Source organism: Sphingomonas panacisoli, assembly GCF_007859635.1.
GTDB classification, from domain to species: domain Bacteria; phylum Pseudomonadota; class Alphaproteobacteria; order Sphingomonadales; family Sphingomonadaceae; genus Sphingomonas; species Sphingomonas panacisoli.
Genome location: NZ_CP042306.1, coordinates 3,346,684 through 3,372,517, shown reverse-complemented (window position 1 = coordinate 3,372,517; position 25,834 = coordinate 3,346,684). Strand labels below are relative to the sequence as shown.

General features: G+C 66.9%; 28 protein-coding genes. 17 read left to right on the top strand and 11 right to left on the bottom strand.

Features of this window, described 5'->3' with window-relative positions; all coding sequences use genetic code 11:
• Positions 1-3 precede the first annotated feature (3 nt).
• On the top strand, positions 4-372 hold the full coding sequence (locus FPZ24_RS16820) for a hypothetical protein (protein ID WP_146573959.1): 369 nt from the start codon (positions 4-6) through the stop codon (positions 370-372).
• 20 nt (positions 373-392) lie between these two features.
• Here the strand turns inward: FPZ24_RS16820 and FPZ24_RS16815 are convergent, their stop codons facing one another.
• Both FPZ24_RS16815 and FPZ24_RS16810 read right to left on the bottom strand, forming a co-directional pair.
• Positions 393-995 carry a PEP-CTERM sorting domain-containing protein gene (locus tag FPZ24_RS16815; protein WP_146573958.1) on the bottom strand — a complete coding sequence of 201 codons (603 nt, stop codon included), beginning with the start codon at positions 993-995 and terminating at the stop codon, positions 393-395.
• A gap of 107 nt (positions 996-1,102) precedes the next feature.
• A complete protein-coding gene (locus FPZ24_RS16810) occupies positions 1,103-1,681 on the bottom strand; it encodes a DUF2585 domain-containing protein (protein WP_146573956.1) in 579 nt (192 codons plus the stop codon).
• A gap of 74 nt (positions 1,682-1,755) precedes the next feature.
• On the opposite strand from FPZ24_RS16810, the gene crtY reads away from it, so the two are divergent.
• From crtY to FPZ24_RS16785, 5 genes are all read left to right on the top strand, one after another.
• The gene (gene crtY, locus FPZ24_RS16805) at positions 1,756-2,910 is read left to right on the top strand and encodes a lycopene beta-cyclase CrtY (protein WP_146573954.1); all 1,155 of its coding nucleotides are present in this window, start codon (positions 1,756-1,758) and stop codon (positions 2,908-2,910) included.
• 109 nt (positions 2,911-3,019) lie between these two features.
• Entirely contained in the window at positions 3,020-4,495 is a 1,476-nt protein-coding gene (locus FPZ24_RS16800) for a phytoene desaturase (protein ID WP_146573951.1), read from the top strand.
• Between the two features lie 166 nt (positions 4,496-4,661).
• A complete protein-coding gene (locus tag FPZ24_RS16795; RefSeq protein WP_146573950.1) occupies positions 4,662-5,243 on the top strand; it encodes an LOG family protein in 582 nt (193 codons plus the stop codon).
• A 99-nt stretch (positions 5,244-5,342) separates the two neighbouring features.
• Positions 5,343-6,296 carry a phytoene/squalene synthase family protein gene (locus FPZ24_RS16790; protein WP_146573947.1) on the top strand — a complete coding sequence of 318 codons (954 nt, stop codon included), beginning with the start codon at positions 5,343-5,345 and terminating at the stop codon, positions 6,294-6,296.
• 59 nt (positions 6,297-6,355) lie between these two features.
• Positions 6,356-6,571: a hypothetical protein gene (locus FPZ24_RS16785; protein WP_146573946.1), complete on the top strand. Its 216-nt coding sequence runs from the start codon at positions 6,356-6,358 to the stop codon at positions 6,569-6,571.
• On the opposite strand, the gene FPZ24_RS16780 is transcribed toward FPZ24_RS16785, so the two are convergent.
• Positions 6,560-6,970 carry a hypothetical protein gene (locus FPZ24_RS16780; protein ID WP_146573944.1) on the bottom strand — a complete coding sequence of 137 codons (411 nt, stop codon included), beginning with the start codon at positions 6,968-6,970 and terminating at the stop codon, positions 6,560-6,562. The two genes, FPZ24_RS16785 and FPZ24_RS16780, sit on opposite strands and share 12 nt — an antisense overlap.
• Before the next feature lie 32 nt (positions 6,971-7,002).
• On the bottom strand, positions 7,003-7,233 hold the full coding sequence (locus FPZ24_RS16775) for a hypothetical protein (protein ID WP_146573942.1): 231 nt from the start codon (positions 7,231-7,233) through the stop codon (positions 7,003-7,005).
• Positions 7,234-7,314: 81 nt separating this feature from the next.
• Between FPZ24_RS16775 and FPZ24_RS16770 the strand changes: the two genes are divergently transcribed.
• Complete coding sequence (locus tag FPZ24_RS16770; RefSeq protein ID WP_146573940.1) at positions 7,315-9,129, top strand: ABCB family ABC transporter ATP-binding protein/permease; 1,815 nt, start codon at positions 7,315-7,317, stop codon at positions 9,127-9,129.
• 9 nt (positions 9,130-9,138) lie between these two features.
• Entirely contained in the window at positions 9,139-9,933 is a 795-nt protein-coding gene (locus FPZ24_RS16765; protein ID WP_146573939.1) for a hypothetical protein, read from the top strand.
• On the opposite strand, the gene FPZ24_RS16760 is transcribed toward FPZ24_RS16765, so the two are convergent.
• Positions 9,930-10,205, bottom strand: coding sequence for a GNAT family N-acetyltransferase (locus FPZ24_RS16760; RefSeq protein WP_146573937.1), 276 nt, complete (start codon positions 10,203-10,205; stop codon positions 9,930-9,932). The genes FPZ24_RS16765 and FPZ24_RS16760 overlap by 4 nt on opposite strands.
• Positions 10,206-10,253: 48 nt before the next feature.
• On the opposite strand from FPZ24_RS16760, the gene FPZ24_RS16755 reads away from it, so the two are divergent.
• Genes FPZ24_RS16755 through FPZ24_RS16725 form a run of 7 tightly spaced genes read left to right on the top strand, consistent with a single transcriptional unit; the run spans position 10,254 to position 16,539 of the window.
• A complete protein-coding gene (locus FPZ24_RS16755) occupies positions 10,254-11,159 on the top strand; it encodes an MBL fold metallo-hydrolase (RefSeq protein WP_146573935.1) in 906 nt (301 codons plus the stop codon).
• 25 nt (positions 11,160-11,184) lie between these two features.
• A complete protein-coding gene (recQ, locus tag FPZ24_RS16750) occupies positions 11,185-12,954 on the top strand; it encodes a DNA helicase RecQ (protein ID WP_146573933.1) in 1,770 nt (589 codons plus the stop codon).
• Entirely contained in the window at positions 12,951-13,211 is a 261-nt protein-coding gene (locus tag FPZ24_RS16745; RefSeq protein WP_146573931.1) for a hypothetical protein, read from the top strand. Before recQ ends, FPZ24_RS16745 begins: the two co-directional genes overlap by 4 nt.
• Positions 13,208-13,636 (top strand): protein tyrosine phosphatase family protein, encoded by a 429-nt coding sequence (locus FPZ24_RS16740; RefSeq protein ID WP_146573929.1) that lies wholly within the window; start codon positions 13,208-13,210, stop codon positions 13,634-13,636. The genes FPZ24_RS16745 and FPZ24_RS16740 overlap by 4 nt, the downstream gene beginning before the upstream one ends.
• Positions 13,633-14,031 carry a hypothetical protein gene (locus FPZ24_RS16735; protein ID WP_240047533.1) on the top strand — a complete coding sequence of 133 codons (399 nt, stop codon included), beginning with the start codon at positions 13,633-13,635 and terminating at the stop codon, positions 14,029-14,031. Before FPZ24_RS16740 ends, FPZ24_RS16735 begins: the two co-directional genes overlap by 4 nt.
• Before the next feature lie 10 nt (positions 14,032-14,041).
• Positions 14,042-15,043: a sterol desaturase family protein gene (locus FPZ24_RS16730; RefSeq protein ID WP_420853372.1), complete on the top strand. Its 1,002-nt coding sequence runs from the start codon at positions 14,042-14,044 to the stop codon at positions 15,041-15,043.
• A complete protein-coding gene (locus FPZ24_RS16725) occupies positions 14,953-16,539 on the top strand; it encodes a GMC family oxidoreductase (RefSeq protein ID WP_146573928.1) in 1,587 nt (528 codons plus the stop codon). The genes FPZ24_RS16730 and FPZ24_RS16725 overlap by 91 nt, the downstream gene beginning before the upstream one ends.
• 60 nt (positions 16,540-16,599) lie before the next feature.
• On the opposite strand, the gene FPZ24_RS16720 is transcribed toward FPZ24_RS16725, so the two are convergent.
• The 5 genes from FPZ24_RS16720 to FPZ24_RS16700 form a co-directional block, all read right to left on the bottom strand.
• Positions 16,600-17,928 carry an ammonium transporter gene (locus tag FPZ24_RS16720; protein WP_146573927.1) on the bottom strand — a complete coding sequence of 443 codons (1,329 nt, stop codon included), beginning with the start codon at positions 17,926-17,928 and terminating at the stop codon, positions 16,600-16,602.
• An 11-nt stretch (positions 17,929-17,939) separates the two neighbouring features.
• Positions 17,940-18,278 carry a P-II family nitrogen regulator gene (locus FPZ24_RS16715; RefSeq protein ID WP_146573924.1) on the bottom strand — a complete coding sequence of 113 codons (339 nt, stop codon included), beginning with the start codon at positions 18,276-18,278 and terminating at the stop codon, positions 17,940-17,942.
• A 150-nt stretch (positions 18,279-18,428) separates the two neighbouring features.
• Positions 18,429-18,635, bottom strand: a complete 207-nt coding sequence (locus tag FPZ24_RS16710) for a putative signal transducing protein (protein ID WP_146573922.1) — start codon at positions 18,633-18,635, stop codon at positions 18,429-18,431.
• Positions 18,632-19,195, bottom strand: a complete 564-nt coding sequence (locus FPZ24_RS16705; protein WP_146573920.1) for a pyridoxamine 5'-phosphate oxidase family protein — start codon at positions 19,193-19,195, stop codon at positions 18,632-18,634. The genes FPZ24_RS16710 and FPZ24_RS16705 overlap by 4 nt, the downstream gene beginning before the upstream one ends.
• Positions 19,196-19,219: 24 nt before the next feature.
• The gene (locus FPZ24_RS16700) at positions 19,220-21,208 is read right to left on the bottom strand and encodes a TonB-dependent receptor plug domain-containing protein (RefSeq protein ID WP_186728931.1); all 1,989 of its coding nucleotides are present in this window, start codon (positions 21,206-21,208) and stop codon (positions 19,220-19,222) included.
• Between the two features lie 55 nt (positions 21,209-21,263).
• On the opposite strand from FPZ24_RS16700, the gene FPZ24_RS16695 reads away from it, so the two are divergent.
• Positions 21,264-22,649, top strand: coding sequence for an RNB domain-containing ribonuclease (locus tag FPZ24_RS16695; protein ID WP_146573918.1), 1,386 nt, complete (start codon positions 21,264-21,266; stop codon positions 22,647-22,649).
• 85 nt (positions 22,650-22,734) lie between these two features.
• Positions 22,735-25,338, top strand: coding sequence for a TonB-dependent receptor (locus FPZ24_RS16690; RefSeq protein WP_146573916.1), 2,604 nt, complete (start codon positions 22,735-22,737; stop codon positions 25,336-25,338).
• On the opposite strand, the gene FPZ24_RS16685 is transcribed toward FPZ24_RS16690, so the two are convergent.
• Positions 25,335-25,790 carry a nuclear transport factor 2 family protein gene (locus FPZ24_RS16685; protein ID WP_146573914.1) on the bottom strand — a complete coding sequence of 152 codons (456 nt, stop codon included), beginning with the start codon at positions 25,788-25,790 and terminating at the stop codon, positions 25,335-25,337. The two genes, FPZ24_RS16690 and FPZ24_RS16685, sit on opposite strands and share 4 nt — an antisense overlap.
• Positions 25,791-25,834 lie beyond the last annotated feature (44 nt).

The window sequence follows — 25,834 nt, the reverse complement described above, 5'->3', positions numbered from 1 at the left end:
AGGATGTCGAGCGCGCGTCTGGCCGTCGTGGCGATCTGGATGGTGTCGGTCGGAGCGGCCGCCGCCATCGACATGCTGCCGTTGAAGCAGGGAATATACGTGCCGGTCGGCCGCGCCTGCAAAGGCGCGTCGAATGCCGAGATGGTCAACTACTGGGGCGGCAAGAGCTCGATCGGCGTCGCGCAGGCATCGTGCACGATCAAGAAGATGACGCACCAGGGTACGACCTACACGATCACCGACGTGTGCAAGGACAATCAGAGCGGCGACGCGATCGAGGGCGGGCCGACCGTGCTCAAGATCGCCAGCCCGACGCAATTCAGCATGGCCGGCACGAGCTACCGCTATTGCGGGCTCAAGCCGCAATGGTGAGCGACGCTAGCGGATGACGGTCAGGCGTTCTCGCCCGCGGCGAGGCGCTTGATCTTTTCCTCGAACCGCGCGTCCGACAGCGCCTTGGCCTTGCGCAACGCGAAGCCGACCGCGCCGAAGCCGAGCAGGAGCATGCCCCAGGTCGCCGCTTCGGGAAGGCGGCCGGGCACGGTGGCGAGCACTACGGCATTCTGCCCGGCGCCGCGGTTGAGCGTGATCTTGTCGAGGTCCGACGCCGCGATCTTGTAGATCCGCATCGACTTGCCCGCATTGCCCTTGCCGTCGTCATATTCGACGCCGAGATAGACCGTGCCGTTGAACGCGTTCGGCAGATTGAGCGTGTGGGCGCCGTTGAGCGATCCGAGGAACGCGGTGCCGGGCAGCCCGCGATAGGTGACGGCGGGTCCGTCGTAGCCCAATTTCGCCAGCGCGGCGTTGAGTTCGGGATCGCGCACGGTGTCGAGCACATCGCTGTCGGAACGGTCCGAGCAGCCGGCCAGCGACGATCCCGCGGTCAGCACCAGATCGTCCGCGCACACGCCATCGACCGACACCGCAGCGAAAGCCGGTGCGCTCAACGTCGCGGCGAGAAAAGCCGCTGCCCCCAACACGATACGCTTCATCTGGTCCCCTCGCCCGTCGGCGACTCAAGTCCTGTTAACGGCGCGTTAGCAGTGTCGGGGCGTTTTGTCAGTGGTGGACCGCACCCTGTCCCGATCCGGCACGATAACTATGCGCCTGCAGCTTGCCACACTCGGATCGACTCGATCGGGTAGGTCAGCATCAGCACGTTGAGCGTCAGATTGTCGCGGATCACCGCCAGCGCGAGCAGTTCGAAGAAGATCGCGATGCCGACCGTCCACCATACCGGCAAGCGGCGCGCGAGCGCGAAACCGATCACCATCATCCCGATGTCCGACATCGAATTGAGGATCGAATCGCCCGAATAGCCGACCGCCGCGGTCGCCGCGCGATAGCGGTCGATGATGATCGGCGAGTTCTCGAGCAGCTCCCAGCTCCCCTCGATCGCCACCGCGAACGGCAGCGCCCACAGCCGCGCGCGGCCGGGCAGGATCAGCCAGGCCGCGCCGTAGAACAGGAAGCCATGGATGATGTGGCTGAGCGAATACCAGTCCGAAATCTGCTGACTGTTCTCGGCGCTCCAGACCGCGCCGGTCCACAACTTGACCGTTCCGCACGGACAGATCGGCGGGCGGTGCCAACTCAACTCGATCGCGAAATAGACGAGCACGAGCGCGATCGCGGCGATCGTCGCGCGGCGGTCGACGGTGATGGGCCCCCTCATCATGCCGGGCAGGCTAGCCGCGATGCGCACGGTCGCCAAGGGTTTGCGCTCGGCGCACATTCGAGTAGCGCACCCCGATGCCCGCGATCATCCAGTGCGACGTGGCGATCGTCGGCGGCGGGCTCGCCGGCGGACTGATCGCGCTTGCGCTCAAGACGAAGCGCCCTGACGTCGACATCCGGTTGATCGAACCCGGCGCGATCGGCGGCGAACATGTCTGGTCGTTCTTTTCGAGCGACGTGGTCGAGGCCGACCGCTGGCTCGCCGCGTCGCTCGTATCGTATCGCTGGCCCGGCTACGACGTGGCATTCCCCGCACATCGCCGGACGCTCGGCGAAAGCTATTATTCGATCGAGTCCGAACGGTTTGCCGACGTCGTTGCGGCGGCTCTCGCCCCCGGCCAACTGATCGTTGAAAAAGCGATCGGCGTGGGTCCGGGGGCAGTCGTGCTGGCGAGCGGGGACCGCGTCGAGGCTGGCGGCGTGATCGACGCCCGCGGCGCGGCCGACATGGCGATGCTGGACCTCGGCTGGCAGAAATTCGTCGGGCGCGAACTCGTGCTGGCCGCACCGCACGGGATCGAGCGGCCGATGGTGATGGACGCCACGGTCGAACAGATCGACGGCTATCGCTTCGTCTATTGCCTGCCGTTCGCGGAAACGCGGATGTTCGTCGAGGACACCTATTACAGCGACACGCCCGATATCGACCGTGCCGCGCTGACGAAGCGGATCGATGCCTATGCGGCCAAGAGAGGATGGCGGGTCGAAAGCGTGGCGCGCGAGGAAGTCGGCGCTTTGCCGGTCGCGATCGGCGGCGATTTCGACGCGTTCTGGCGCGGCAATGGCGTGAACGTCGCCAAAGCGGGCCTGCGCGCCGGGCTGTTCCATCCGACGACCGGCTATTCGCTGCCCGATGCGATCCGCCTCGCGGCCGCCATCGCCTCTGCGACCGACCTGTCGAGCGAGGCGCTCCACGACCTCACCCACGGCACGGCCAAGCGCGCCTGGGACCAGCGCGGCTTCTACCGCATGCTCGACGCCATGCTGTTCCGCGCCGCCGAACCGGAAGAGCGTTACCGTATCCTTGAGCGCTTTTATCGCCTGAACCCCGCGCTTATAGGCCGCTTCTATGCCGGGCGATCGACGATGACGGACAAGGCGCGGATCCTGATGGGCAAGCCGCCGGTCCCGGTCGGCCGCGCGCTGGCGGCCATTCGAGGCACGCGATGAAGTCCGCACTTTCTGTGCTCCGGCGCAGGCCGGAGCTCTGGCCGCGAGCGATGCGCGAGCCTGCCAACGCTCCGGCCTGCGCCGGAGCACTGGTTATCGAGAATTGCCGATGAAGTCGGCGATCGTCGTCGGCGCCGGGTTCGGCGGGCTGGCGCTGGGCATCCGGCTGCAATCGGCGGGCGTCGCGACGACGATCGTCGAGGCGCGCGACAAGCCCGGCGGGCGCGCGTATTTCTGGGAACGCGACGGCTTCACGTTCGACGCCGGGCCGACCGTCATCACCGATCCCGCCGCGCTCAACGAATTGTGGAAGCTGTCCGGGCGCGACATCTCCGACGACGTCGAGCTGATGCCGGTGATGCCGTTTTATCGGCTCAACTGGCGCGACGGGACGAATTTCGATTATTCGAACGACGAGGCGCAATTGCGCGCGGAGATCGCGCGGCTGAGCACCGACGACGTGACCGGATATCAGCGGTTCCTGGACTATTCGGCGGGCGTCTATCACGAGGGGTACGAAAAGCTCGGCACCACCGCGTTTCTCGATTTCGGTCAGATGATCAAGGCCGCGCCCGCGCTGATGCGGTACCAGGCGTGGCGGTCGGTCTATTCGATCGTCGCCAGCTACGTGAAGAACGAGAAATTGCGCCAGGCGCTGAGCTTCCACACGCTCCTCGTCGGCGGCAATCCCTTCACGACGAGTTCGATCTACGCGCTGATCCACAAGCTCGAAAAGGATGGCGGCGTTTGGTTCGCGCGAGGAGGGACCAACCGGCTGGTCGCGGGGATGGCGGCGTTGTTCGAACGGCTCGGCGGGACGATCCGGCTCGGCGATCCGGTGACGAGCATCGAGACGCTCGGCGACCGCGCGACCGGGGTCGTTACGCAAAGCGGCTGGCGCGGCGAAGCGGAAGCGGTCGCGACCAATGCCGACGTAATGCACTCGTATCGCGACCTGCTGAGCGGGTCGCGGAGCGCGCAACGCACCGTGCGCGGGTTGGCGAAGAAGAGCTGGTCGCCCTCGCTCTTCCTCGTCCATTTCGGGGTCAAGGGGACGTGGCCGGGCATCCCGCACCACATGATCCTGTTCGGCCCGCGCTATAAGGAATTGCTCGCCGACATTTACGATCACGGCGTGCTGGCGGAGGATTTCTCGCTCTACCTCCACCACCCGACGGTGACCGACCCGAGCCTTGCGCCCGAGGGTCATTCGACCTTCTACGCGCTGGCGCCGGTGCCCCACATGGGCAAGTTTCCGGTCGATTGGGACGAGGTCGCGCCGGTGCTGGAACAGCGCATCCTCGACGAGGTCGGGCGGCGGCTGATCCCCGACATCCACGATCGGATCGTGACGAAGTTCAGCTATGCCCCCAGCGATTTCGCACACGATCTGAACGCGCATCTGGGCAGCGCGTTCAGCCTCGAGCCTACCCTGATGCAAAGCGCCTATTTCCGCGTCCACAATTGCGATCCGCATATCTCCAACCTGTATTTCGTCGGTGCGGGCACGCATCCCGGCGCGGGGATTCCCGGGGTAGTGGGAAGTGCCAAGGCGACGGCGCGGTTGATGCTGGAGAAGAAATGATGGCGACGATCCCACATCCTCCCCAAGCGAGCTTGGGGAGGTGGCAGCGCGCAGCGCTGACGGAGGGGCCGCAGCCGCGCAGCGGCGAGGATAGTGCCACGCTCGCTGCGCTCACGCCCCTCCACCGCTTCGCGGTCCCCCTCCCCATCTGCGATGGGGAGGAATGATGAAACGCCTCGCCGTCTATTGCGGATCGGCCAGTCCGAGCGACCCGCGCTACATCGAAAACGCCCGCCATGTCGGCCGCACGCTCGCCGAGCGCGGAATCGGTGTCGTCTATGGCGGTGGGCGGCTCGGGCTGATGGGCGCGGTGGCGGACTCCGCGCTCGCTGCGGGCGGCGAAGTGATCGGGATCATCCCGGAGGCGCTCGTTGCCGCCGAAGTCGCGCACAAGGGGCTGACCGATCTCCAGGTCGTCGGCACGATGCACCAGCGCAAGCAGGCGTTCACCGATCTGTCTGACGGCTTCGTCACCCTGCCCGGCGGCACCGGGACGATGGACGAATTGTGGGAAGCGCTGAGCTGGGCGCAGATCGGCTATCACGCCAAGCCGGTCGGGCTGCTCAACCTCGACGGCTATTATGACGGGCTGATCGAATTCTGGGACAAGATGGCCGAGGTCGGATTCGTCCGGCCGCAGCATGTCGGACTGCTGATCGTCGCCGATACGCTGGAGGCGCTGCTCGACAACATGGCGGCGTTCGAGCCGACGGTGACGGTGGGTCAGATCGGCGCGAAGGATTTGTGACACGCTCTAATTCCGCTGTGCTCCGGCGCAGGCCGGAGCGTTGGCAATCGCGAGCGAAGCCGACGAGGCCAGCGCTCCGGCCTGCGCCGGAGCACAATGATGAATAACACCGACCTCCCCTCCCGCGCGGCGATCGTCGCGACGGCGCGCGAGTCGATCGCGAAGGGGTCGAAGAGTTTCTACGCCGCCTCCCTGCTGTTCGATCGGCGGACGCGCGAGCGGGCGTGGCTGCTCTACGCCTGGTGCCGGCGGTGCGACGACCTCGCCGACGGGCAGGATCACGGCCACGCACTGAGTCATGTTCCCGATCCCGCCGAGCGGCTGGCGCGAATGCGGGCGATGACCGAAGCCGCGCTGGCGGGCGAGGTGGTCGGCGATCCGGCGTTCGATGCGCTGCGCATCGTCGCGGCGGAGACCAACTTGCCCCCTCAATTCGCGCACGACATGGTCGAGGGGTTCCGGCTCGATCTCGAGGATTGGCGGCCGCGGTCGGAGAAGGACCTGTATCGGTACTGCTATCACGTCGCGGGCGTCGTCGGCTGCATGATGGCGGTGGTGATGGGTGTCTCGCCTGAGGACGAGGAAACGCTCGACCGTGCCTGCGACCTGGGCATCGCGTTCCAGCTGGCCAATATCGCGCGCGACGTGGAGGAGGACGATCGCGGCGGGCGCTGTTACCTCCCCGAGGAATGGTTGGTCGAGATGGACTTTCCGCCCGGCCAGCACATGAAGCCGCCGTTTCGCCAACGGCTTGCCGTGCTGGCCAAGTGGCTGGTCGAATATGCCGGGGACTATGAGGCGAGCGCGCGGGTCGGCACGCCCAAGCTGTCGTTCCGCGCCGCTTGGGCGGTGCTCGCTGCGGCGGGCATCTATGGCGATATCGGGCGTGCGGTCGTGGCGGGCGGCGAACATGCCTGGGACCATCGCGTCGGCACCTCGGCGGCCGCCAAGCTGCGCTGGATCGCGCGCGCCGGGGGGCAGGCGTTGCGACGCAAAAGCCTCTATCCGCCCGCGCCGCGCGACCCGACATTATGGGTGCGGCCACGCGGTTGACGCGGCGCTAACCAAAAGCCTTGGCGAAGCGACAAGGACGACGCCGCTAAACGCCTCTTATGACGATGCTTTCGCTCAAATTATCGCGTGCGCTGAATGGTGGGCGGGCCGAACCCGCGCCCCCGGCCGATCGTGCGTCGTTGCTGGTCACCTTGCTCCGCAAGCGCGCCGCCGCGCACAATACCGGCGCCGACGAACTGGAGGCGATGTTGCGCGACCAGATCCGCTGGGCCCTGCCGATGGCCGAGCCGGAAGAACCCGCGTCAGTTGATTAAGGGGTCGCCGGGCCGCGCCCGGTGAAAGTGCCGTTCGGCCAGCCAGCAGCCGAGCAGGGGCGCCACGAAGCTCATCACCTGCATCCACCATGGCTGGGCGAGTTGCGTCAGGTTCCAGACGCCGAGCGCGACGATCACGACGCCGACGATCCAGCCGGCGGGCCGCCATTGCGATATCCGCAAGGCGATGAACGCCGCCGCAAGCCCCGCGATCAACCACCCCGCCACGACCATCAACTTGGCCGCCAACGGCATGCGGATGACGTAGGTCGCAAGGATATCGACGTCCGCCCCCGGATCGATCGGCGAAGGAAACCAGCGCGCCGCCAGTCCCCAGGCGAAATCGATCGCCGCAACTGCAACGACCAACCCGACGATGATACCGATAACCTTACGCATGCGGCGTGCGTAGCCGCGTCAGCCGCCCGCGATCAACCGCGGCGATCCCTGCCCGGACGATCCGCCATCGACGTGCCGACCTGGCGGCAGGCGGCGGTCAGCGTCGGAAAATCGAGGTCGGTGTTGCGCTGGAGCGCCGCGGGCATCGCCGCCTGGCATTGCGCCGCATTGGCGTACCGGACCGTCTCGATCCGCTGTTGCGCGCATTGCGTCTGGCCGTCGCCGCAGCCCATGATCGCGATGACGTAGAATATCGAACTCATACTGTCCTCCGTCGGTAGGCAAAACCGATGGACAGCGTTGGCGGTTCCCTGAACGCGTGCGCGCACCTACATGGGGTGCCGATGCCGCCCGTTGCCACCCCGCCGACCAAGGATCGTCCGCTGATCCCGACGCTCCGGCGGTTCCTTCCCTATCTCTGGCCCGCCGACGCGCCGATGCTGAAGGTGCGGATCGTCGGCGCGATGGGCTTCGTCTTGCTGTCGAAGCTCGTCCAGGTGTTCGGCGCGGCCTACACGCTCAAATATGCGGTCGATCGCATGGCCGGGGGCGATCGTGGCGCGGTATGGATCGTGGTCGCGCTGGTGCTGGGTTACGCGGCATCGCGGCTGTCGACGACTTTGTTCGACAACCTCCGTAACGTCGTGTTCGAGCAGGTCGGGCAAGAAGCGACCCGGCGGCTGGCGGCGACGGTTTTCCGGCACCTTCACCGGCTGTCGCTGCGCTTCCACCTCGAACGCCGTACCGGGGCGGTCACCAAGGTGGTCGAGCGCGGGACCAAAAGCATCGACACGATGCTGTACTTCATGCTGTTCAACATCGCGCCGACGGTACTCGAGCTCGGGCTCGTGCTCGGCATTTTCTGGGTCAATTTCGGCGCGTGGCTGGTCGCCGCCACGGTCGCGATGGTCGCGCTGTACATCTGGTTCACGCGCATGGTGACCGATTGGCGCAATGCGTTGCGTACGCGCATGAACGACCTCGATACCGGCGCGGTGGCGCATGCGGTCGATTCGCTGCTCAACTTCGAAACGGTCAAATATTTCGGCGCGGAGGAGCGCGAGGCGCGGCGCTACGATAGCGCGATCCACGCTTATGCCAACGCCGCGGTCAAGAGCGAGAACAGCCTGGCGCTGCTCAACATCGGCCAGGCGGCGATCACCAACGTGATGCTCGGCGGCGGAATGGCGTTCGTCGTGTGGGGCTGGAGCCAGGGGCGCTTTTCGGCGGGCGATGCGGTGTTCGTGTCGACCCTGCTGTCGCAGCTGTTCCGCCCGCTCGACCTGCTCGGCATGGTCTATCGCACGATCCGCCAGGGCGTGATCGACATGGGCGCGATGTTCGACCTGCTCGATACCGGCGCGGAGGTAGTCGATGCACCGAACGCCCAGCCGCTGCAAGTCGGCAAGGGACATGTCCGGTTCGAGAACGTCCAGTTCGGCTATGATCCCGGTATGCCGATCCTGAAAGGCATCGACCTCGACATCGCGCCGGGGACGACTTTGGCGGTGGTCGGGCCGTCGGGCGCGGGCAAGTCGACGCTCGCGCGGCTGATGTATCGCTTCTACGACCTGACCGGCGGGCGGATCACGATCGACGATCAGGATATCGCGGAGGTCACCCAGGCATCGTTGCGCGCCGCGATCGGCATCGTCCCGCAGGACACCGTGCTGTTCAACGACACGATCGGCTACAACATCGCGTACGGTCGCGAGGGCGCTGGCGAGGAAGAGATCGTCCGCGCGGCGCAGGGTGCTGCGATCGCCGGGTTCATCGAGCGACAGCCCGACCAGTATGACACGCGCGTCGGCGAGCGCGGGCTCAAGCTGTCGGGCGGCGAGAAGCAGCGCGTCGCGATCGCGCGCACCTTGCTCAAGGACCCGCCGATCCTGATCCTCGACGAAGCGACCAGCGCGCTCGACAGCCGCACCGAAGGAGAAATCCTTGATACGTTGCAGGCGATCGAGCGCGGCCGCACGACGATCGTCATCGCGCATCGCCTGTCGACCGTGGTCCATGCCGACCAGATCGTCGTGCTGGAGGCGGGCCAGGTCGCCGAGCGCGGCACGCACGCCGAACTGTTGCGCAAACGCGGTTTGTATGCGGAGATGTGGGCACGCCAGGCGCGCGAACGCGAAGAGGCGCTGGCGGCGGAATAGGAGAGTGCGATGCGGTGGCTGATCGGTTTGGCAGGGTTGCTGGCGATCGGTGCGGCGCCCGTTCCTCGCACCATCGCCCCCGCCAAGTTCGTCGAATGGAAGGCCGAAGGCGGTACGCGCAGCTTCAGGTCGGGCGACGTGACGGTACGCGTTAGCCTGAGCGGTAAGGACAGCGATTCGGCACCGGTCTTCACGATTTCCGCGCCCGGCACCCCGGTACTTCGCATCAGCAACGACGACACGATCGCGCATTACGGGACCAGCATCGCCATCGGGCCGTTGGTGCGGGGCGCTCCATCCAGCGTGATCGTCCAGGCATGGACGGGTGGCGCGCACTGCTGCATGCACATCGTCGTCGCTTTGCGCGGCGACAGAGGTTTCAAACCGATCGACCTAGGCATCTGGGACGGGGACGGTGCGGTTTGGCCGAAGGATGCGTCGGGTGACGGCGTCGCCGACTTTCAGTTCGTCGACAACGCGCTCCTCTATAAGTTCGACTGCTACGCCTGCAGTTGGGCGCCGCCGCAGATCATGACGATACGCGCCGGCAAGGCGACCGACATCTCGACCGAACCGGTGTTTCGTCGATTGTTCGTGGCCGATATGGCGAAGGCGCGGAAGGCCTGTTTTGCCCAGGATACCGTCTCGGCGCACGGTGCGTGCGCCGGGTATCTCGCGGACGCCGCGCGCCTCGGCCAATTCGCCCAGGCCAAGGGCGAAGTCTCCCGGCGCTTTGCCAAGGACGACCCCGATTTCGTGTCGTCCGTTGCCGCCTTCCTGCGCGAACGTAATTATCTGCGCTAGGCGAGCAAATCCCGATACTCGCTGTGCCGCTCGATATACGCCTTCACGAACGGGCATTGCGGGACGACCTTGAGCCCGCGGTCGCGCGCGGCGTCGAGGGCGCCGCGGATCAGCTTCGATCCCACCCCGCGCCCCTCGAGCTTCTTCGGGACCAACGTATGCGTGAAGACGATCGTGTCGCCTTCCAGCTGATACGCCGCGATCGCGCGCAGGCCGTCCACGTCGAGTTCGAATTCGTGTTCGGCGCGATTGTCGGTCACGGTATCGGGCATGCTCGGTCTCCGCTGGCAGGCGTCGCCAATCGGCGATAGCGTGACGGCATGCAAGCGACGCGCAGACAAATCCTGGGCGGCCTGGCCGCGTTACCGCTGATCGGTGCAGTGCCGGCCCCACGCGTCCGTGTCGTATTGCTCGGCACCAAGGGCGGGCCGACGCCCGGCCCCGGTCGCGCCGCGCCCGCGACCTTGATCGAGATCGACGGCCAGGCGTGGGTGGTCGATTGCGGCAACGGCGTCGCCAACCAGCTCGCCAAGGCGCGCGTGCCGCTCGACACGGTCGCGCGGATCTTCGTCACACACAATCACAGCGACCATATGGCGGATGTCGGCACGCTGATCGAACTGGCGTGGAGTTCGGGGCTAAAAACGCCGGTGACGGTCCATGGCCCGCCGCCGATCGCGCAGATCGTGCGCGATCAGCTCGCGTCGTTCGCCTACGACATCGCGGGTCGCATCCGCGAGGAGGGCCGCATCCCGCTCGCGCCGTTGGTCCATATCGACGAGCGCGCGGACCCCGGCATCGTGGTGCGCGACGGCGGGACGTCGGTCACGAGCTGCCTGGTCGATCACGAAACGATCAAGCCCGCCTTCGCCTATCGTTTCGACACGCCGGCACGCTCGATCGTGATCTCCGGCGACACGCGCTACTCCGACACTCTCGTCGCGCTGGCCAAGGGCGCCGACCTGCTGATCCACGAAGCGATCTACGCCCCCGCAATCTCCAGGATGGCAGGCGAAAATGCCCCGACCCTCGCCGATCATCTCCGTCGCAGCCACACCAGCGCGGAGGAAGTCGGGCTGGTCGCCAAACGCGCGGGCGTGAAGAAGCTCGTCCTCTCGCACCTCGTCCCCGGCGGCCCGCAAGTGACCGACGCGATGTGGCTGGCCGCGGTGCGCACCAATTTCGCCGGCGAAGTCGTTATCGGCCGCGACCTGATGGAAGTCTGAGTCCGGCACGGCTACATCGGCCACGATGACCGATCCCGTTTCCGTGCTCCATTCGACCTTCGGCTTCCCGGCGTTTCGCGGGGTGCAGGAAAGTGTCGTGTCGCGCGTGCTGGCGGGCGAGCGGACGCTGGCGGTGATGCCGACCGGGGCGGGCAAGTCGTTATGCTATCAGTTGCCGGCGGTGATGTTGGAGGGGACGTGCGTTGTCGTCAGCCCGCTGATCGCGCTGATGCACGACCAGTTGCGTGCGGCGGAGGCGGTCGGGATTCGGGCGGCGACCCTGACCAGTGTCGACGAGAACCGGGCGGAGACGCGCGGGCGGTTCCTCGATGGCGAGCTCGACCTGCTCTATGTCGCGCCGGAGCGGGCATCCGGTTCGGATTTCCGCGACCTGCTGGAGCGCGGCAAGCTCAGCCTCTTCGCGATCGACGAAGCGCATTGCGTCAGCGAATGGGGACACGATTTCCGCCCCGATTATCGCTTGCTGCGGCCCTTGCTCGATCGCTTTCCCGACGTGCCGCGGCTCGCGCTGACCGCGACGGCCGATACGCACACCCGCGCCGATATCCTCGACCAGCTCGGTATCCCCAAGGACGGCCTGATCGTCGCCGGTTTCGACCGCCCCAACATCCGTTACGCGATAAGCGCGAAGGACAATACGACGCGCCAGATCGCCGACCTGATCGCTGAACAGCCGGGGCCGGGGATCGTCTATGCCCAGACGCGCGCGGCGACCGAGAAATTGGCCGAGGCGCTGGCCAAGACCGGGCGGCCGACGCGCGCTTATCACGCCGGTCTCGAACCGCCGATCCGCGCGAAGAACCAGGCCGATTTCGTCGCCAGCGAAGACATGGTGATCGTCGCGACGGTGGCGTTCGGGATGGGGATCGACAAACCCGACGTCCGCTTCGTCGCGCATGCCGGGCTGCCCAAGTCGATCGAGGCCTATTACCAGGAAACCGGCCGCGCGGGCCGCGACGGCGACCCGGCGGTGGCGCATCTGTTCTGGGGCGCGGAGGATTTCGCCAAGGCGCGTCAGCGGATGAACGAGGTCGAGACCGCGCGCCAGCCGGGCGAACGCGCGCGGCTGAGTGCGCTCGGTGCGCTGGTTGAAACCGCCGGATGCCGCCGCAAGCTGCTGCTCGCGCATTTCGGCGACGACGCCCCGGACAATTGCGGCAATTGCGACAATTGCCTCAACCCGCCCGCGGCGACCGATGCCACGACGGTTGCGCAGAAGTTCCTGTCGGCGGTGTTCCGCACCGGGCAGAGCTTCGGCGTCGGCTATATCGAGAGCATCCTGACCGGCCAGTCGAGCGAGCGGTCGCTCATGAATGGCCACGAGGCGCTGTCGGTATTCGGAATCGTGGATGGCGCGGAGGAAGCCGCGCTGATCAAGCCGGTCGCGCGCGCACTGCTGCTCAAGGACGCCTTGCGTGCCAACGATTTCGGTGGGCTGGAGTTCGGGCCTGCGGCCAAGGCGCTGCTCAAGGGCGAGGCTGAGCTGTCGCTGATCGTACCGCCCAAGCGCGAACGCCGACGGCGCGGGAGTGCCGGGGGCGGCGCGAATCCGATCGGCGATCCGCTGTTCGAGGCGTTGCGCGACAAGCGCCGCGAACTCGCGCAGGAAGGCAAGGTGCCGCCTTACGTCATCTTCCACGATTCGGTGCTGCGCGACATGGCGGCGATGAAGCCCGGCAGCCTGTCGGCGCTCGGCACGATTTCGGGCGTGGGCGAACGCAAGCTGGAGGCTTATGGTGACGCGTTCCTGCAAGTGATCCGGGAGGCGGCATGATTGTATTCGCGTTTGCATTGGCTGCATCGGCGAGCGCGCTGCCGCCCGCCGTCACGCGCTTTATCGAGCGCCGCCAGGGCTGCGACCATTGGCGCGGCGAATATTCGGAAGATCCCGTTCGCCGCCGCCAGATCGAGGCCGGCGCGAAGAAGGAATGCACCGGCAGCGATCGCGAGCTCGATCGCCTGCGCAAGCTCTATCGCCGCAACCCGGCTGTGCGTGACGCACTCAAGGACTTCGAGAAGGTGGAACTATGATTCGCAAGGTCGACGACAGCATTTCGGTCGCGCCGCAGATTCAGCCTGAGGACATCGCCACGATCAAGGCGGCGGGGTTCGTGGCGGTGGTCAACAACCGGCCCGACGACGAGCAGGACGGTCAGCCCGCAGGCGATGCGATCCGCACCGCGGCGGAGGGTGCCGGCCTCACCTACACCGCGATCCCGATCGGGCAGGCTGGGTTCAGCCACCCGCAAATCTCCGCAATGGTCGATGTCCTCGAAAGCGCAGACGGGCCGGTCCTCGCGTTCTGCCGATCGGGGACGCGGTCGTGCAATCTGTGGGCGCTGGCCCGCGCGCGGATGGGCGATGCGCCCGATGCGTTGATCGAGAAAGGCGCCGGCGCGGGGTATGACCTCAGCGGGTTGCGGCCGTTGCTCGACCAACTGGCGGCGCAGGCGTGACGCACGACCAGATCGTCACGCTGATCGGCTCGCTCGTCGCGATTTTCGCGCTGGCGGGGATCGCGCGCATGCTCAAGCTCGGCCAGAGTCGGATCGCGAACGAGGACGATGCGCGGCGGTTCGCGGAAGAAGCATTGGTCGGGTTCGAGGCCGGTCGCGCGCTCGTGTCGGGCGACGGCGGCGCGGCGTTGGTCGCGGGAAGCGGTGCGATCGCGGTGCTCAAACGGCACGGCGCGCAGGTCGCGGTGCGGCGGCTCGTCCCGCCGCTCCGGGTGCGCGAGGCGATCGAGGGCGCGACGGTCGAGACGGGAGAAAGGCTGTTCGGGCCGGTCGTGCTGTTCGGGATCACCGCCGATCAAGTTCATGGGCTGGAAGCGCCACTGACACTGGTGTAAGCAGGCGCTCGTGATCGATCTGCGCAACCTCGCGAACCTCAGTCCCGTCGACTATGCCGTGCCCGGCTTCGTGCTGCTGGTACTAGCGGAAATCGTCGTCGCGCGGCTCCGCGATCGCAGCCGCTACGAATCGAAGGACACGCTGACCAGCCTGGCACTCGGCCTCGGCAGCACGATCGCGGGTATCCTGACCGGCGGGATGTTCGTCGCGATCGCGCTATGGGTCTATCAGTTCCGGCTGTTCGAGATCGGCTATACCTGGTGGGCGTTCCTGATCGTCTTCGTGCTCGACGATTTCGGCTATTACTGGGTGCATCGCGCCGGGCATCGCATCCGCTGGGCATGGGCCGCGCACGTCATCCACCATTCGAGCCAGCATTATAACCTGTCGACCGCGCTGCGGCAGACCTGGACCGGCTTCTTCGGCGCGACCTTCATCCTGAAGCTGCCGCTGTTCCTGATCGGCTTTCCGGTGCCGATGGTGGCGTTCGTCGGCGGGATCAATTTGATCTACCAATTCTGGATTCACACCGAAGTGATCGGCCGCATGCCGCGCTGGTTCGAGGCAGTGATGAACACGCCGAGCCACCACCGCGTCCACCACGCGACCAACCCGCGCTATCTCGACATGAACTATGCCGGGGTGTTCATCGTGTGGGACAAGATGTTCGGCACCTTCACCCCCGAACTCGACGAAGAAAAGCCGCGCTACGGCATCGTCAAGAATCTGGGCAGCTTCAACCTGGTCTGGGCGGCGTTCCACGAATGGGTGGGGATCGCAAAGGACGTATGGGCGGCGCCGACGCTGCGCGCCAAGCTGAACTACATGATCAAGCCGCCCGGCTGGAGCCACGATGGCAGCCGCGAGACGAGCGAAAGCATCAAGGAGCTGTGGGAGCAGCGCGAGCGGGAGAAGGGTGCGTGGAACAAGCCGACATCGTCGTCATCGGGGGCGGATCGGGCGGCGCCGCCGCCGCGGGCAGGCTCAGCGAAGGCGGCCGCTACACGGTAGCATTGCTTGAGGCGGGCGGGCGCAACACTGGCCTCATCACCCGCGTCCCCGGCTTCATGGGCAAGCAGACGCCCAAGACCAATTGGGCCTATGAAACGGTCCCGCAAAAGGGGCTGAACGGCCGCCGGGGGTATCAACCGCGCGGCAAGGGGCTGGGCGGATCGAGCGCGATCAACGCGATGCTCTACATCCGCGGTGCCGCCTGGGATTACGACAATTGGGCGGCGATGGGGTGCGACGGCTGGTCGTATGACGACGTACTTCCCGTCTTCAAGCGCGCCGAGGCGAACGTGCGCGGCGCGAGCGAATATCACGGCGCCGACGGCCCCTTGCGCGTGTCGGACCAGGTCGCGCCACATCCCGGCAGCGTCGAATTCGTCGAAGCCGGCGCGAGCCTGCAGATCCCGCGCAACGACGACTTCAACGGCGCGCGGCAGGAAGGCGTCGGGCTCTATCAGGTGACGCAGTCGGGCGGCGAGCGCTGGACCGCCGCGCGCGGCTATGTCGAGCCGGCGCGCGACCGCTCGAACTTCACGATCGTCACCGACGCGACCGTCGAACGCGTGCTGTTCGAGGACGGCAAGGTGTCGGGCGTTGCCTACACGCGCGGTCGCGAGAAATGTGTGATCCGCGCGACCAAGGTCGTGCTGGCGGGCGGCGTGTTCGGCACCGCGCAACTGCTGATGCTGTCGGGGATCGGTCCCGCCGCGCATCTGGCCGAACACGGTATCGCGCCGATCGTCGATCGGGCGGCAGTAGGCGCGAACCTGCAGGATCACATCGACTATGTCGCGGCGTTCGAAGTGCCGGGACGCTATTTCCTCGGCCAGTCGTTCGTCGGCAATCTGCAGATGCTGGGCCAGCTGCTGCGCTGGTTGCGCAAGCGTGAAGGCGCGCTGACCTCACCGTTCGCGGAGGCCGGCGGGTTCCTGACCGTGACGCCTGGTGCGCCCGCGCCCGACGTCCAGTTCCATTTCGTCCCGATCCCGCTCGAAGACCACGGTCGCACCGCGGTGAAGGCGCACGGTTTCTCCTGCCATGTGTGCGTGTTGCGCCCCGAAAGCCACGGCACGGTGCGGCTCGCGTCGGCCGACGTGCGCGATGCGCCGCTAATCGACCCCGAGTTCCTGACCGACGACCGCGACATGACGGTGATGAAGGCCGGGGTGCGCGCGATGTACCGCATCCTCAACAGTCCGCCGCTCAACCGCCACGGCGCGAAGGATCGCTATCCGATAAACCTTGACGACGACGACGCGCTCGACCGCCTGATCCGGGCGCGCGCCGACACCGTCTATCACCCGGTCGGGACGGCGCGAATGGGCAGCGACGCCGACGCGGTGTGCGACCCGAAGCTGCGCGTGCGCGGGGTCGAGGGGCTGTACGTCGCCGATGCCTCGATCATGCCCAAGCTCGTCAGCGGCAACACCAACGCGCCGTCGATCATGATCGGCGAGCGGTGCGCGGACTTCGTGCGGGCGGACCTGACGGCGTAAAAAAACGGCCGGGATGTTGCCATCCCGGCCGAGTGATTCCGCAGGAGGAACCTCTTCAGATCAGTTGTAGGCGCGCTCGCCATGTTCGCCGAGGTCGAGGCCTTCGCGCTCGACGTCGGGCGACACGCGCAGGCCGGTGACCGCCTTGGCGATATAGATCGCGACGACAGTGCCGACGGCAGCCCAGACGATCGTCGTGCCGACCGTCTTGAACTGCACCCACAGCTGGTGTGCCATGTCGAAATCGGGCTTGCCCGGGCCGCCGAGCGACGGCGCGAAGACGATACCGGTGCCCAGCGCGCCGATCATGCCGCCGATGCCGTGGACGCCGAACGCGTCGAGCGCGTCGTCATAGCCGAGCTTCGGTTTCAGGAACGATACGGCATAGAAGCACACCACCGAAGCGATCGCGCCTAGGATGATCGCGCCGAACGGGCCCGAATTGCCCGCCGCCGGAGTCACCGCGACCAGCCCGGCGACGATGCCCGAACAGAAGCCCAGCGCCGATCCTTTATGGCCGTTGAGCCGCTCCGCCAGCATCCAAAACAGGCCCGCCGAGGCCGTCGCGACGAAGGTGTTGATCATCGCCAGCGCCGCCGAGCCGTTGGCCTCCAGCGCCGAGCCGGCGTTGAACCCGAACCAGCCGACCCACAGCAGGCCGGTGCCGATCCCGGTCATCGTCAGCGAGTGCGGAACGATGCGTTCGGTCGGATAACCGATGCGCTTGCCGAGGATCAGCGCGGCAACCAGCGCCGACACACCGGCGTTTATGTGCACCACGGTGCCGCCAGCGAAATCGAGCGCGCCCATCTTGAAGAACAGGCCGCCCGATGCCCACACCATGTGTGCGATCGGGAAATAGACGATCGTCAGCCACACCGCGCCGAATACCATCACGGCGGAGAACTTCATGCGTTCGACCACCGACCCCAGCACCAGCGCCACGGTGATCGCGGCGAAAGTCATCTGGAAGCAGATGAAGACATATTCGGGGATCGCGACCCCGGCGGTGAAGGTCGCCGCGGTCGAATCGGGCGTGATGCCCTTCAGGAACGCCTTGCCGAAGCCGGAGATGAAATCGCCTCCGCCGTCGCCGAACGCCATGGTATAACCGTACATCACCCAGATCAGCATCGCGAGGCACGCGACCGCGCCGATCTGCGTCATCGTCGCGAGCATGTTCTTGGACCGGGTCAGGCCACCGTAGAACAGAGCGAGGCCCGGCAGGATCATCATCAGGACGAGGATGGTCGAGGTCATCATCCAGGCGGTATCGCCCTTGTTGACGGTCGGCACCGGTGCCGGCGTTTGCGCCCAGGCCGGCAGCGCCGCGAACAGCGCAGCCACCCCGATCGCGCCGAGCGTGGCGAATTTGGTCGATTGCTTCATTACTAGCCCCCTCAAAGCGCGGTGTCGTCGGTTTCGCCGGTGCGGATGCGCACCGCTTGCCCGACATCGAGGACGAAGATCTTGCCGTCGCCGATCGCGCCGGTGTTGGCCGATGCCTGGATCGCCTCGACCACCGCGCCGGCCATGTCGGAGCCGCACACGACCTCGATCTTGATCTTCGGCACCATGTTCGTGCTGTATTCCGCACCACGGTAGATTTCGGTCTGACCCTTTTGCCGGCCGAACCCCTTCACCTCGGTCACGGTCATGCCCGCGACGCCCACGCCCGACAGCGCTTCGCGCACCTCGTCGAGCTTGAACGGTTTGATAATGGCAATGACGAGCTTCATCGCGCCCCCTTTCGATTATCGCAAAATGTTGCGTCGCAAGGGGCGTGCCAGAGTCGAAGTCACGCTATTTCAAGCACTATCGTGTAAGGAAATGTTACAGTCGCGTTAAAATTTGTGCAGGTGCGAACATCTGCCTATTTGTTGGGCAGCTTATTTGATGGGCAGATCGAGCAAGTTCCGCGCCCGCGCCAGATCCTCGTCGTCCACCATCACGCGCACCGGGATGAGGAAATAGCTGCCATCGGCGATCGAGGCGTTGCCGTCGAACGTAATGGCGTCGATCCCTTCGCTGTCGAGCCGCCCGACGATGATCATCGCCTCGTTGCGGTTGTAGCGGCCCAATTCAACGAGGCTCATTGCTGTTGCTGCTGCGGTGCTCGTGTCGGGTTGCGCACGGGCAGGCCGTCGATGCTCTGCGTGCGCACGGCGTATTTGGCGAAGCGCGCCTCTTCACCGTGCTGGCGATGATATTTGCTCAGCGTCTCGCGCTCACGGTCGAACACCATGTGCGGCACGCCCCAGCCGCAGCTGGTCTGGACTTGATCGATATCGATGACAAAGATCTGCCGGGTGCCGGGCAGCAACGTGAAGTGCGCGGCGAGATCGGCCCATTCGGGATCCTGCGGCAGGACGGCGACGCCGCGGCCGTAGAGACGGAAGATCAGCGCCGGATTGTCGAACGCGCAGAACATGATCGTGATGCGCCCGTCGGCGAGCAGGTGCGCGTTGGTCTCGTTGCCCGACCCCGCGACGTCGAGATACGCGACGCGATCGGGCGAGAGGACGCGGAAACAGTCCATCCCCTTGGGGCTGAGGTTGATCCGCGCGTCGGCCGCGGCGGTGGCGACGAAAAAGACCGGCTGGCGTTCGACGAACGCGATGTGCTGGTCGGTCATCCGATCGAAGAATTCGGCCATGCGCGTTCTATACCCGCTTTCCGGTCATCCGGCGATACGCAGCCCGACCCATAACGTGCGCGGCGTCCCCAGATCGATCGACCCCGCCTGGTTGCGCGTCACCACCGCCGCGTCGAACAGGTTTTCGGCGCGGACGATCACCGACACGCGCCGGCCGACCGGCACCCTCGCGACCGCATCGACCGTCGTCGCGGCGGGGAGAACATTGGTCTGGAGATCGTCCTCATACTGATCGCCGACATAGCGCGCGGTCAACGAGAGCAGCGCGCCCGACTTGGGCGACCATGCCGCAGTCGCGCTGGCGGCGTGGCGCGGGCTTTGCGCCGGGGCGAGGCCGTCGAGCGCGGTGCCGGGTGCGCGGACCTGACTATGGCTATAGGCGTAGGAGGCGGTCAGCGAAAACGGCCCGCGCCGCCACGCGAGACTCGCCTCGATCCCCGTCGCGACGATCGCCCGGACGTTGGCGCGACGGCGGAGCGTCGGGGTGAGCGTGACGTTGGCGATCGCATCGTCGAGCCGGTTGTAGAAGCCGGTCAGGCTCAACTGGACGCCCGTCGCGGGCCGCAGGTCGACCCCGCCCTCGATCCCACGCAGCCGTTCGGGCGACAAAGCGGCGTTGGCCTGAGTCGTGATCGGAAAGACGACGAACGGGCGGTACAGTTCGTTGAGCGTCGGCAGGCGGAAGCCCGTATAGGCCGCCGCGCGCAGATCGGCCCAGCGCGTGGCGTGAAGCAACAATCCGCCCCGCCCGGTCGCTTCGGTGCCGCTGCGGTCGGCGAAGGCGTTGGCCACGGTCGGCGCGCCGTTGGCGTCGCGCTCGCGGAAAAACCCGTCGGTGATCGACCAACGATCGATCCGCGCCCCGCCGGTCAGCACCAGCCGCCCGATCGTCCAGTCATCCTCGACGAACAGACCCGCCACGGTCGAGCGTCCCCCGGCATTGCGCCGCGCGGTGACGAGACCGGCAGCGCTATAGGCATCCTCGAACAATTCGCCGTCCGCCAGCCGCGCGTCGCCACCGACGCGCAGCACATGCCCGCCGCCGATTGGCGGGCGGAGTTCGATCTTGCCGCCGATCCCGGTCGAGGGCGTGTTGCGCTGGTCGAGCGTCACGCGAAACGTCGTCGCGCTGATCACCTTGTTGGTGAAGTTGCGCGCCTGGAGATAGACGAGCGCATCGACCTGCCACCCCCCGCGCGACACTAGGCGGATGCTGGCATCCTCCCCCTCCGAACTCGAATCGGCGCCGCGAAACCGGAGCGTGCGATTGTCGCCGAACGCCAGCCCGCGGACCTGCAGTTCGGCCTCGCCGCCGATCGGGATCGCCGCGCGCGCATTCGCCGACCAATCGCGATACCGCGCCGGCACGCTCGCCGCGACACGCTGGTCGGCCGGCGTTGTCATGAATCCGTCGCCGCGCTCGAACCGGCCCGACAGACTGGCGAACCCGCGGCCGAGCGTCGGTGAGACGCTGGCCGATACGGTTTGCGCATCGCGGCTGCCGTAGAACGCTTCGCCGGCGATCGGCGGCAAGTCGCTGCGGTCGGCGCTCACCAGCTCGATCGTCCCGGCCACCGCGCCAGCGCCGAACGGCCCCGATCCGCCGCCACGCGTCACGCGGATCGCCGCCAGCCGGTCAGGGACGATCGCATTGAAGGGGATATAGCCGAAGAACGGATCGGCGATCGGCACGCCGTCCAGCAAGACCAATGTCCGGCTCGACGCATTGCCGCCGAGTGCGCGTAACGTCGCCCCCTGCGCCGAAGGATTGGCGGATCGGCTGTCGGCGCGGCGAAATTGCTGGAACCCGGCGACGTCGCTCAACACATCCTCGACTCGCCCCGACGCATCGTTGGTCAACCGATCGCGATCGATCACGGTGGTGCCGTAGGCCGGGGTGCCGGGCGGCAGATCGAGTCCGCGGCCGAGGATCACGATGTCGTCCGCCGGCGCGGTTTGCGCGTACGCCGCGCCGCTCCCCATCATCCCGACCAGAAACAAGGCACGCCGCATCGTCACCGCCTTACCACCGCTCGACAGCAAGACCACGGACTCTATAGCGGGCGCGATGAAGGCAATGGCCGATCCCGACAATGCGCTGGGCCGCGGGCTGGCGGCGATCCGTGTGCAGTTCAAAGTGCCCGACGCGTTTCCGGCCGCCGTGCTCGCCGCGGCGAACGCGGCCGCGGGGCGTGCGCCGACCGCGCATGCCGATCGCACCGCGATGCGCTTCGTCACCCTCGACCCGGCAGGCGCGACCGACCTCGACCAGGCGTTCGCGATCGAGGCGGCGGGCGGCGACCTTTTGCTCCACTACGCCATCGCCGATGTCGTCTGGTTCGTCGATGATGGCGGGCCGCTCGACACCGAAGCCTGGACGCGCGGCGAAACGCTGTACCTGCCGGACGGCAAGGCGCCACTCTATCCACCGGTGCTGAGCCAAGGCGCGGCAAGCCTGTTGCCGGATGGGCCGCGCCCGGCGGTGATCTTCACCGTCCGCATCGCCCCCGACGGCGCGGTCAAGCTGGACGGCACCGAGCGCGCGGTGATCCGCAGCCAGGCCAAGCTCGCCTACGAGACCGCGACGGCAGACCAATTGCCCGACGGGTTCGACGAACTGTCACGGCGCATCGCCGCCGCCGAGGACGCGCGCGGCGCGGCGCGGGTCGATCCGCCGCAGCAGGAAGTCGATCCGGTCGATGGTGGCGGGTACAGCCTGGCGTTCCGGCCCTATTCGCCCGCCGAGCAAGCCAACGCCGCGCTGTCGCTCGCCGCGAACATGGCGATCGCCGACGCGCTGCTGGCGCACCATACCGGCCTGTTCAGGGTCATGGCGGAACCCGACGCCGGCGCGATCCGGCGGCTGCGGCACACGGCGGCGGCGTTCGGGCTGAACTGGGCGTCGTCGGTGGCGCTCGAACAGTTCGAACGGACGCTCGACCCCGCCGATCCCAAGCAAGCCGCCTTCATGCTCGCGATCCGCCGCGCCGGGCGGGGCGCGTCGTACGTTCCTTACCAAGAGGGCGTCGTGCCGTGGCATTCAGCGATGGCGGCGACCTACGCGCACGCCACCGCGCCGCTCCGGCGGCTGGCCGACCGCTATGTCGTGATGGCGACGCTGGCGATCGCCAACGGCCAGCCGGTACCGCCCGCCGTCACCGACGCCTTCGTCAAATTGCCCCAGGTCATGGCCAAGGCCGACGCGCTGGCCGGGCGCGTCGAACGCGCGGTGGTCGATCTGGCGGAGACGGTGCTGCTCCGCGAACAGGTCGGCGACATCTTCCCCGCGGTCGTTACGGACCTCGACGAGCGCGGCGCGCGGATGCAGCTCACCGATCTGCCGGTGGTGGCGCGAGTCGATGCCAAGAACGTCACGCCTGGCGACAAACTGCGCGTGCGATTGACCTCGGTCGATCCGGTGCAATGGATGCTGCACTTCGACCGCGTGAACTAGATCGGAACGCGAGCGGCACAATTCTGCGACAAATTGGTTCTAGGGCATCGTGTCCCCGGACCAGTTTGCGGAAAATAGTACAGAAATGCGCCGATCGTTCAGCCTTGCCTTGTTGCTCAGCGGCGTCGCGCCGACCGCCCTGCACGCGCAGACCACCCCGCCCGCAGCGGCGCCCGCCGCGCCGGCGCCGGTCGCCGCGCCTGCTGCCAAACCACAGGCCGCACCAACCCCGACACCCACCCCGCCGCCCGCCGACGACGGCGCGATCAGCGACGAGCCGGACATCATCGTCACCGGATCGCGCAACCTGCCCGGGTCGGTGATCGGCGACATTCCGCCCGAACAACAGCTCGGCCCCGCCGATATCCGGTCGTACGGGGTCAGCAGCGTGTCCGACCTGCTGACCGAACTCGCACCACAGACCACCAGCGGGCGCGGCGGCATGCCGGTCGTGCTGCTCAACGGCCGCCGCATATCGAGCTTCGCCGAAATCCGCGACTTGCCGACCGAGGCGATCGCGCGAGTCGATATCCTGCCCGAGGAAGTCGCGCTCAAATACGGCTATCGCGCCGACCAGAAGGTCGTGAATTTCGTGCTGCGCCGCCGCTTCCGTGCGCTGACGCTCGAAGCGGGCGACCGGATCGCGACCGAGGGCGGGCGCAACACCCCCAACGGCACGCTCGACATCCTGAACATCAACCGCGACACGCGGCTGAGCATCCATACCGGCTATACGCAGTCGTCGGCCCTGCTCGAAAGCGAGCGCGACATCGCGCCGATCGCGGGCAATACGCTCGATCCGCGGCCGTTCCGCACGCTGCTGCCGTTCACGCGCGCGCTCGATTTCGGGACGGTCTATGCACGGCCGATCGGCAAGGTCTCGACGACGCTCAACGGCACCGTCGCCTATAGCGAATCGAACGGGCTGCAGGGCTTTGCGCCCAACTCGGACTTCGTGATCGGCCAGCGCAACACGTCGATGACCTATCACTTGGGCGGCACCGCCAACGGCGATTTCGGCAGCGCGTGGCGCTGGTCGCTGACGAGCAATTACGACCGCGTCGACAGCCAGACCTTCACCGATGCCGGGACCGTGGGCGTCCCCGCCGCCAATCGCGGTTTTTCGACCTCGAATACGGGCGAAGTGAACGCGCTGGTCAACGGTACCTTGTTCAAGCTGCCCGCGGGCAATGTCTCGACCGCGATTCGCGTCGGCGGGTCGTTGTCGCGGCTCGACAGCCGCTCGTCGCGCTTCGGTATCAATCAAAGCGGCAGCATCACCCGCAACGTCGCCAACGGCCAGATCAATCTCGACGTGCCGATCGCGAGCAAATCCAAGGACGTGCTGGCGTTCATCGGCGACCTGTCGATCAATGGCAATTTCGCGCTCGACAGCGTGTCGGACTTCAGCACGCTCAAGACGATCGGCTATGGCGTCAATTGGTCGCCGATCAATGCGGTGCGCGTGATCGCGTCGATGATCGACCAGGACGAAGCGCCGTCGGCGACACAACTCGGCGCGCCGGTGATCGTCACGCCGAACGTGCGCATCTTCGACTATGTGACCGGCCAGACCGTCACCGTGTCGAGCACATCGGGCGGCAACCCGTTTCTGCTGGCCGATACCAAGCACAGCTTCAGGCTGGGCCTGACGATCAAGCCGCTCGAGAAGACCGACCTGACGCTGACCGCGAGTTATGTGAACACGTCGGTGCGCAACGCCACCGCCAGCTTCCCGGCGGCGACCGCCGCGATCGAGGCGGCCTTCCCCAGCCGTTTCACGCGAGTCAACGGCACGTTGACCGCGATCGACGCGCGGCCGGTCAACTTCGCGCGGACCGAGAGTTCGGAACTGCGCTGGGGCATCAACTTCTCGAAGCCGCTCAAGTCGAAACTGCAGAAGCAGATCGAGGCGTTCCGTGCCGGCACCGGCCCGGATCCGCGGCCGGCGCTGGCGGGACTGCGCAACCTGGGCAACTCGCAGAGCGTGTTCGGCGGGACGCTGAGCCAGGGGTTCCGCGGGCGCGACGGGCAAGGCGGGCAGAACAATCCGCCACCGCCGCCGGCCAACGGACAGCCGCCCGCAGACGGCGCACCGCCGCCCGCCAACGCGACGGGCGGCGGTCAGCGCGGGGGCGGCGGCTTCGGCGGGCGGGGCGGCGGCGGCGGCGGACGCTTTGGCGGCGGCGGCCCTGGCGGGGGCGGCGGGCGGCTGAACTTCGCGCTCTATCACACGTGGCACTTCACCGACCGCGTCGAGATCGCGCCGGGCGTGCCGGTCATCGACCTGCTCAACGGCGGCGCGATCGGATCGGGCGGCCAGCCGCGACACGAACTCGAGGCGCAGGCAGGCTACAGCAACAACGGGCTGGGTCTGCGACTGTCGGTCAACTGGCAGAGCGGCACGCGCGTCGACGGCGGGACGATCGCGGCGCCGACGACGCTCAATTTCTCCAGCCTCGCCACCGCCAATCTGCGGCTGTTCTTCGATCCGACGACGCGGCTCGACCTGATCGCCAAGCACAAATGGCTGATCGGCACGCGCTTCGTCGTCAGCGTCGATAACCTCTTCGACTCGCGACAGCGCGTGCGCGACGCCGCAGGCAATACGCCGATCAGCTACCAGCCCGATTATCTCGACCCGCTGGGACGCACGATCCGGATCGGGATCCGCAAGCTGTTGTTCTAGGGCTTGGCGACGGCGCGATTGGCGTGGGTGAAGATCACGCGCCACTTGCCGTCGCGCTTTGCCCAGACGTCGGTGAAGCGCAGGCGGATCGAATAGGGCTTGCCGTCGGACATGCCCGTCGCGGTCACCGCGCCGCCCAGGATCGCGCCGCCGGCCCAGACCTTGATCACCTGATCGTCGATCGCGAACGGGTTCATCGTGAAGCCGGTGGCGGTGTAGTCGGCGATGAACTGCGCCTTGGTCTCGCGCTGATCCTGGCTGTTGATCAGCAGATAATCGTCGGCGAGCAGGTCCTTGAGCGCCGCGGCGTCGGCCTTAACCTGCGCGCGGTCGAATGCGATCGCGGCCTTCGCCAGGTCGGCCGGGACGCCGGGATAAGTGGGCATGGGCGCATCCGCCGCGAACGCCGGTACCGCCGTCAAAGCCATTGCCGCCGCGATCATCGCCCTCATGCCCGTCTCCCGTTGTAATTCGGGGCGAAACTAGCCGCGCGACC

Excerpts from the sequence above, each read along its gene's own strand:
- FPZ24_RS16720 (WP_146573927.1), bottom strand. The coding sequence starts at position 17,928 with ATGAAGCAATCGACCAAATTCGCCACGCTCGGCGCGATCGGGGTGGCT.
- FPZ24_RS16710 (WP_146573922.1), bottom strand. The coding sequence starts at position 18,635 with ATGAGCCTCGTTGAATTGGGCCGCTACAACCGCAACGAGGCGATGATC.
- FPZ24_RS16745 (WP_146573931.1), top strand. The coding sequence starts at position 12,951 with ATGATTGTATTCGCGTTTGCATTGGCTGCATCGGCGAGCGCGCTGCCG.
- FPZ24_RS16760 (WP_146573937.1), bottom strand. The coding sequence starts at position 10,205 with ATGCCCGATACCGTGACCGACAATCGCGCCGAACACGAATTCGAACTC.
- FPZ24_RS16770 (WP_146573940.1), top strand. The coding sequence starts at position 7,315 with ATGCCGCCCGTTGCCACCCCGCCGACCAAGGATCGTCCGCTGATCCCG.
- FPZ24_RS16785 (WP_146573946.1), top strand. The coding sequence starts at position 6,356 with ATGACGATGCTTTCGCTCAAATTATCGCGTGCGCTGAATGGTGGGCGG.
- FPZ24_RS16800 (WP_146573951.1), top strand. The coding sequence starts at position 3,020 with ATGAAGTCGGCGATCGTCGTCGGCGCCGGGTTCGGCGGGCTGGCGCTG.
- FPZ24_RS16765 (WP_146573939.1), top strand. The coding sequence starts at position 9,139 with ATGCGGTGGCTGATCGGTTTGGCAGGGTTGCTGGCGATCGGTGCGGCG.
- recQ (WP_146573933.1), top strand. The coding sequence starts at position 11,185 with ATGACCGATCCCGTTTCCGTGCTCCATTCGACCTTCGGCTTCCCGGCG.
- crtY (WP_146573954.1), top strand. The coding sequence starts at position 1,756 with ATGCCCGCGATCATCCAGTGCGACGTGGCGATCGTCGGCGGCGGGCTC.
- FPZ24_RS16810 (WP_146573956.1), bottom strand. The coding sequence starts at position 1,681 with ATGATGAGGGGGCCCATCACCGTCGACCGCCGCGCGACGATCGCCGCG.
- FPZ24_RS16775 (WP_146573942.1), bottom strand. The coding sequence starts at position 7,233 with ATGAGTTCGATATTCTACGTCATCGCGATCATGGGCTGCGGCGACGGC.
- FPZ24_RS16685 (WP_146573914.1), bottom strand. The coding sequence starts at position 25,790 with ATGAGGGCGATGATCGCGGCGGCAATGGCTTTGACGGCGGTACCGGCG.
- FPZ24_RS16695 (WP_146573918.1), top strand. The coding sequence starts at position 21,264 with ATGAAGGCAATGGCCGATCCCGACAATGCGCTGGGCCGCGGGCTGGCG.
- FPZ24_RS16815 (WP_146573958.1), bottom strand. The coding sequence starts at position 995 with ATGAAGCGTATCGTGTTGGGGGCAGCGGCTTTTCTCGCCGCGACGTTG.
- FPZ24_RS16820 (WP_146573959.1), top strand. The coding sequence starts at position 4 with ATGTCGAGCGCGCGTCTGGCCGTCGTGGCGATCTGGATGGTGTCGGTC.
- FPZ24_RS16705 (WP_146573920.1), bottom strand. The coding sequence starts at position 19,195 with ATGGCCGAATTCTTCGATCGGATGACCGACCAGCACATCGCGTTCGTC.
- FPZ24_RS16700 (WP_186728931.1), bottom strand. The coding sequence starts at position 21,208 with ATGCGGCGTGCCTTGTTTCTGGTCGGGATGATGGGGAGCGGCGCGGCG.
- FPZ24_RS16740 (WP_146573929.1), top strand. The coding sequence starts at position 13,208 with ATGATTCGCAAGGTCGACGACAGCATTTCGGTCGCGCCGCAGATTCAG.
- FPZ24_RS16790 (WP_146573947.1), top strand. The coding sequence starts at position 5,343 with ATGAATAACACCGACCTCCCCTCCCGCGCGGCGATCGTCGCGACGGCG.
- FPZ24_RS16780 (WP_146573944.1), bottom strand. The coding sequence starts at position 6,970 with ATGCGTAAGGTTATCGGTATCATCGTCGGGTTGGTCGTTGCAGTTGCG.
- FPZ24_RS16690 (WP_146573916.1), top strand. The coding sequence starts at position 22,735 with ATGCGCCGATCGTTCAGCCTTGCCTTGTTGCTCAGCGGCGTCGCGCCG.
- FPZ24_RS16715 (WP_146573924.1), bottom strand. The coding sequence starts at position 18,278 with ATGAAGCTCGTCATTGCCATTATCAAACCGTTCAAGCTCGACGAGGTG.
- FPZ24_RS16755 (WP_146573935.1), top strand. The coding sequence starts at position 10,254 with ATGCAAGCGACGCGCAGACAAATCCTGGGCGGCCTGGCCGCGTTACCG.
- FPZ24_RS16795 (WP_146573950.1), top strand. The coding sequence starts at position 4,662 with ATGAAACGCCTCGCCGTCTATTGCGGATCGGCCAGTCCGAGCGACCCG.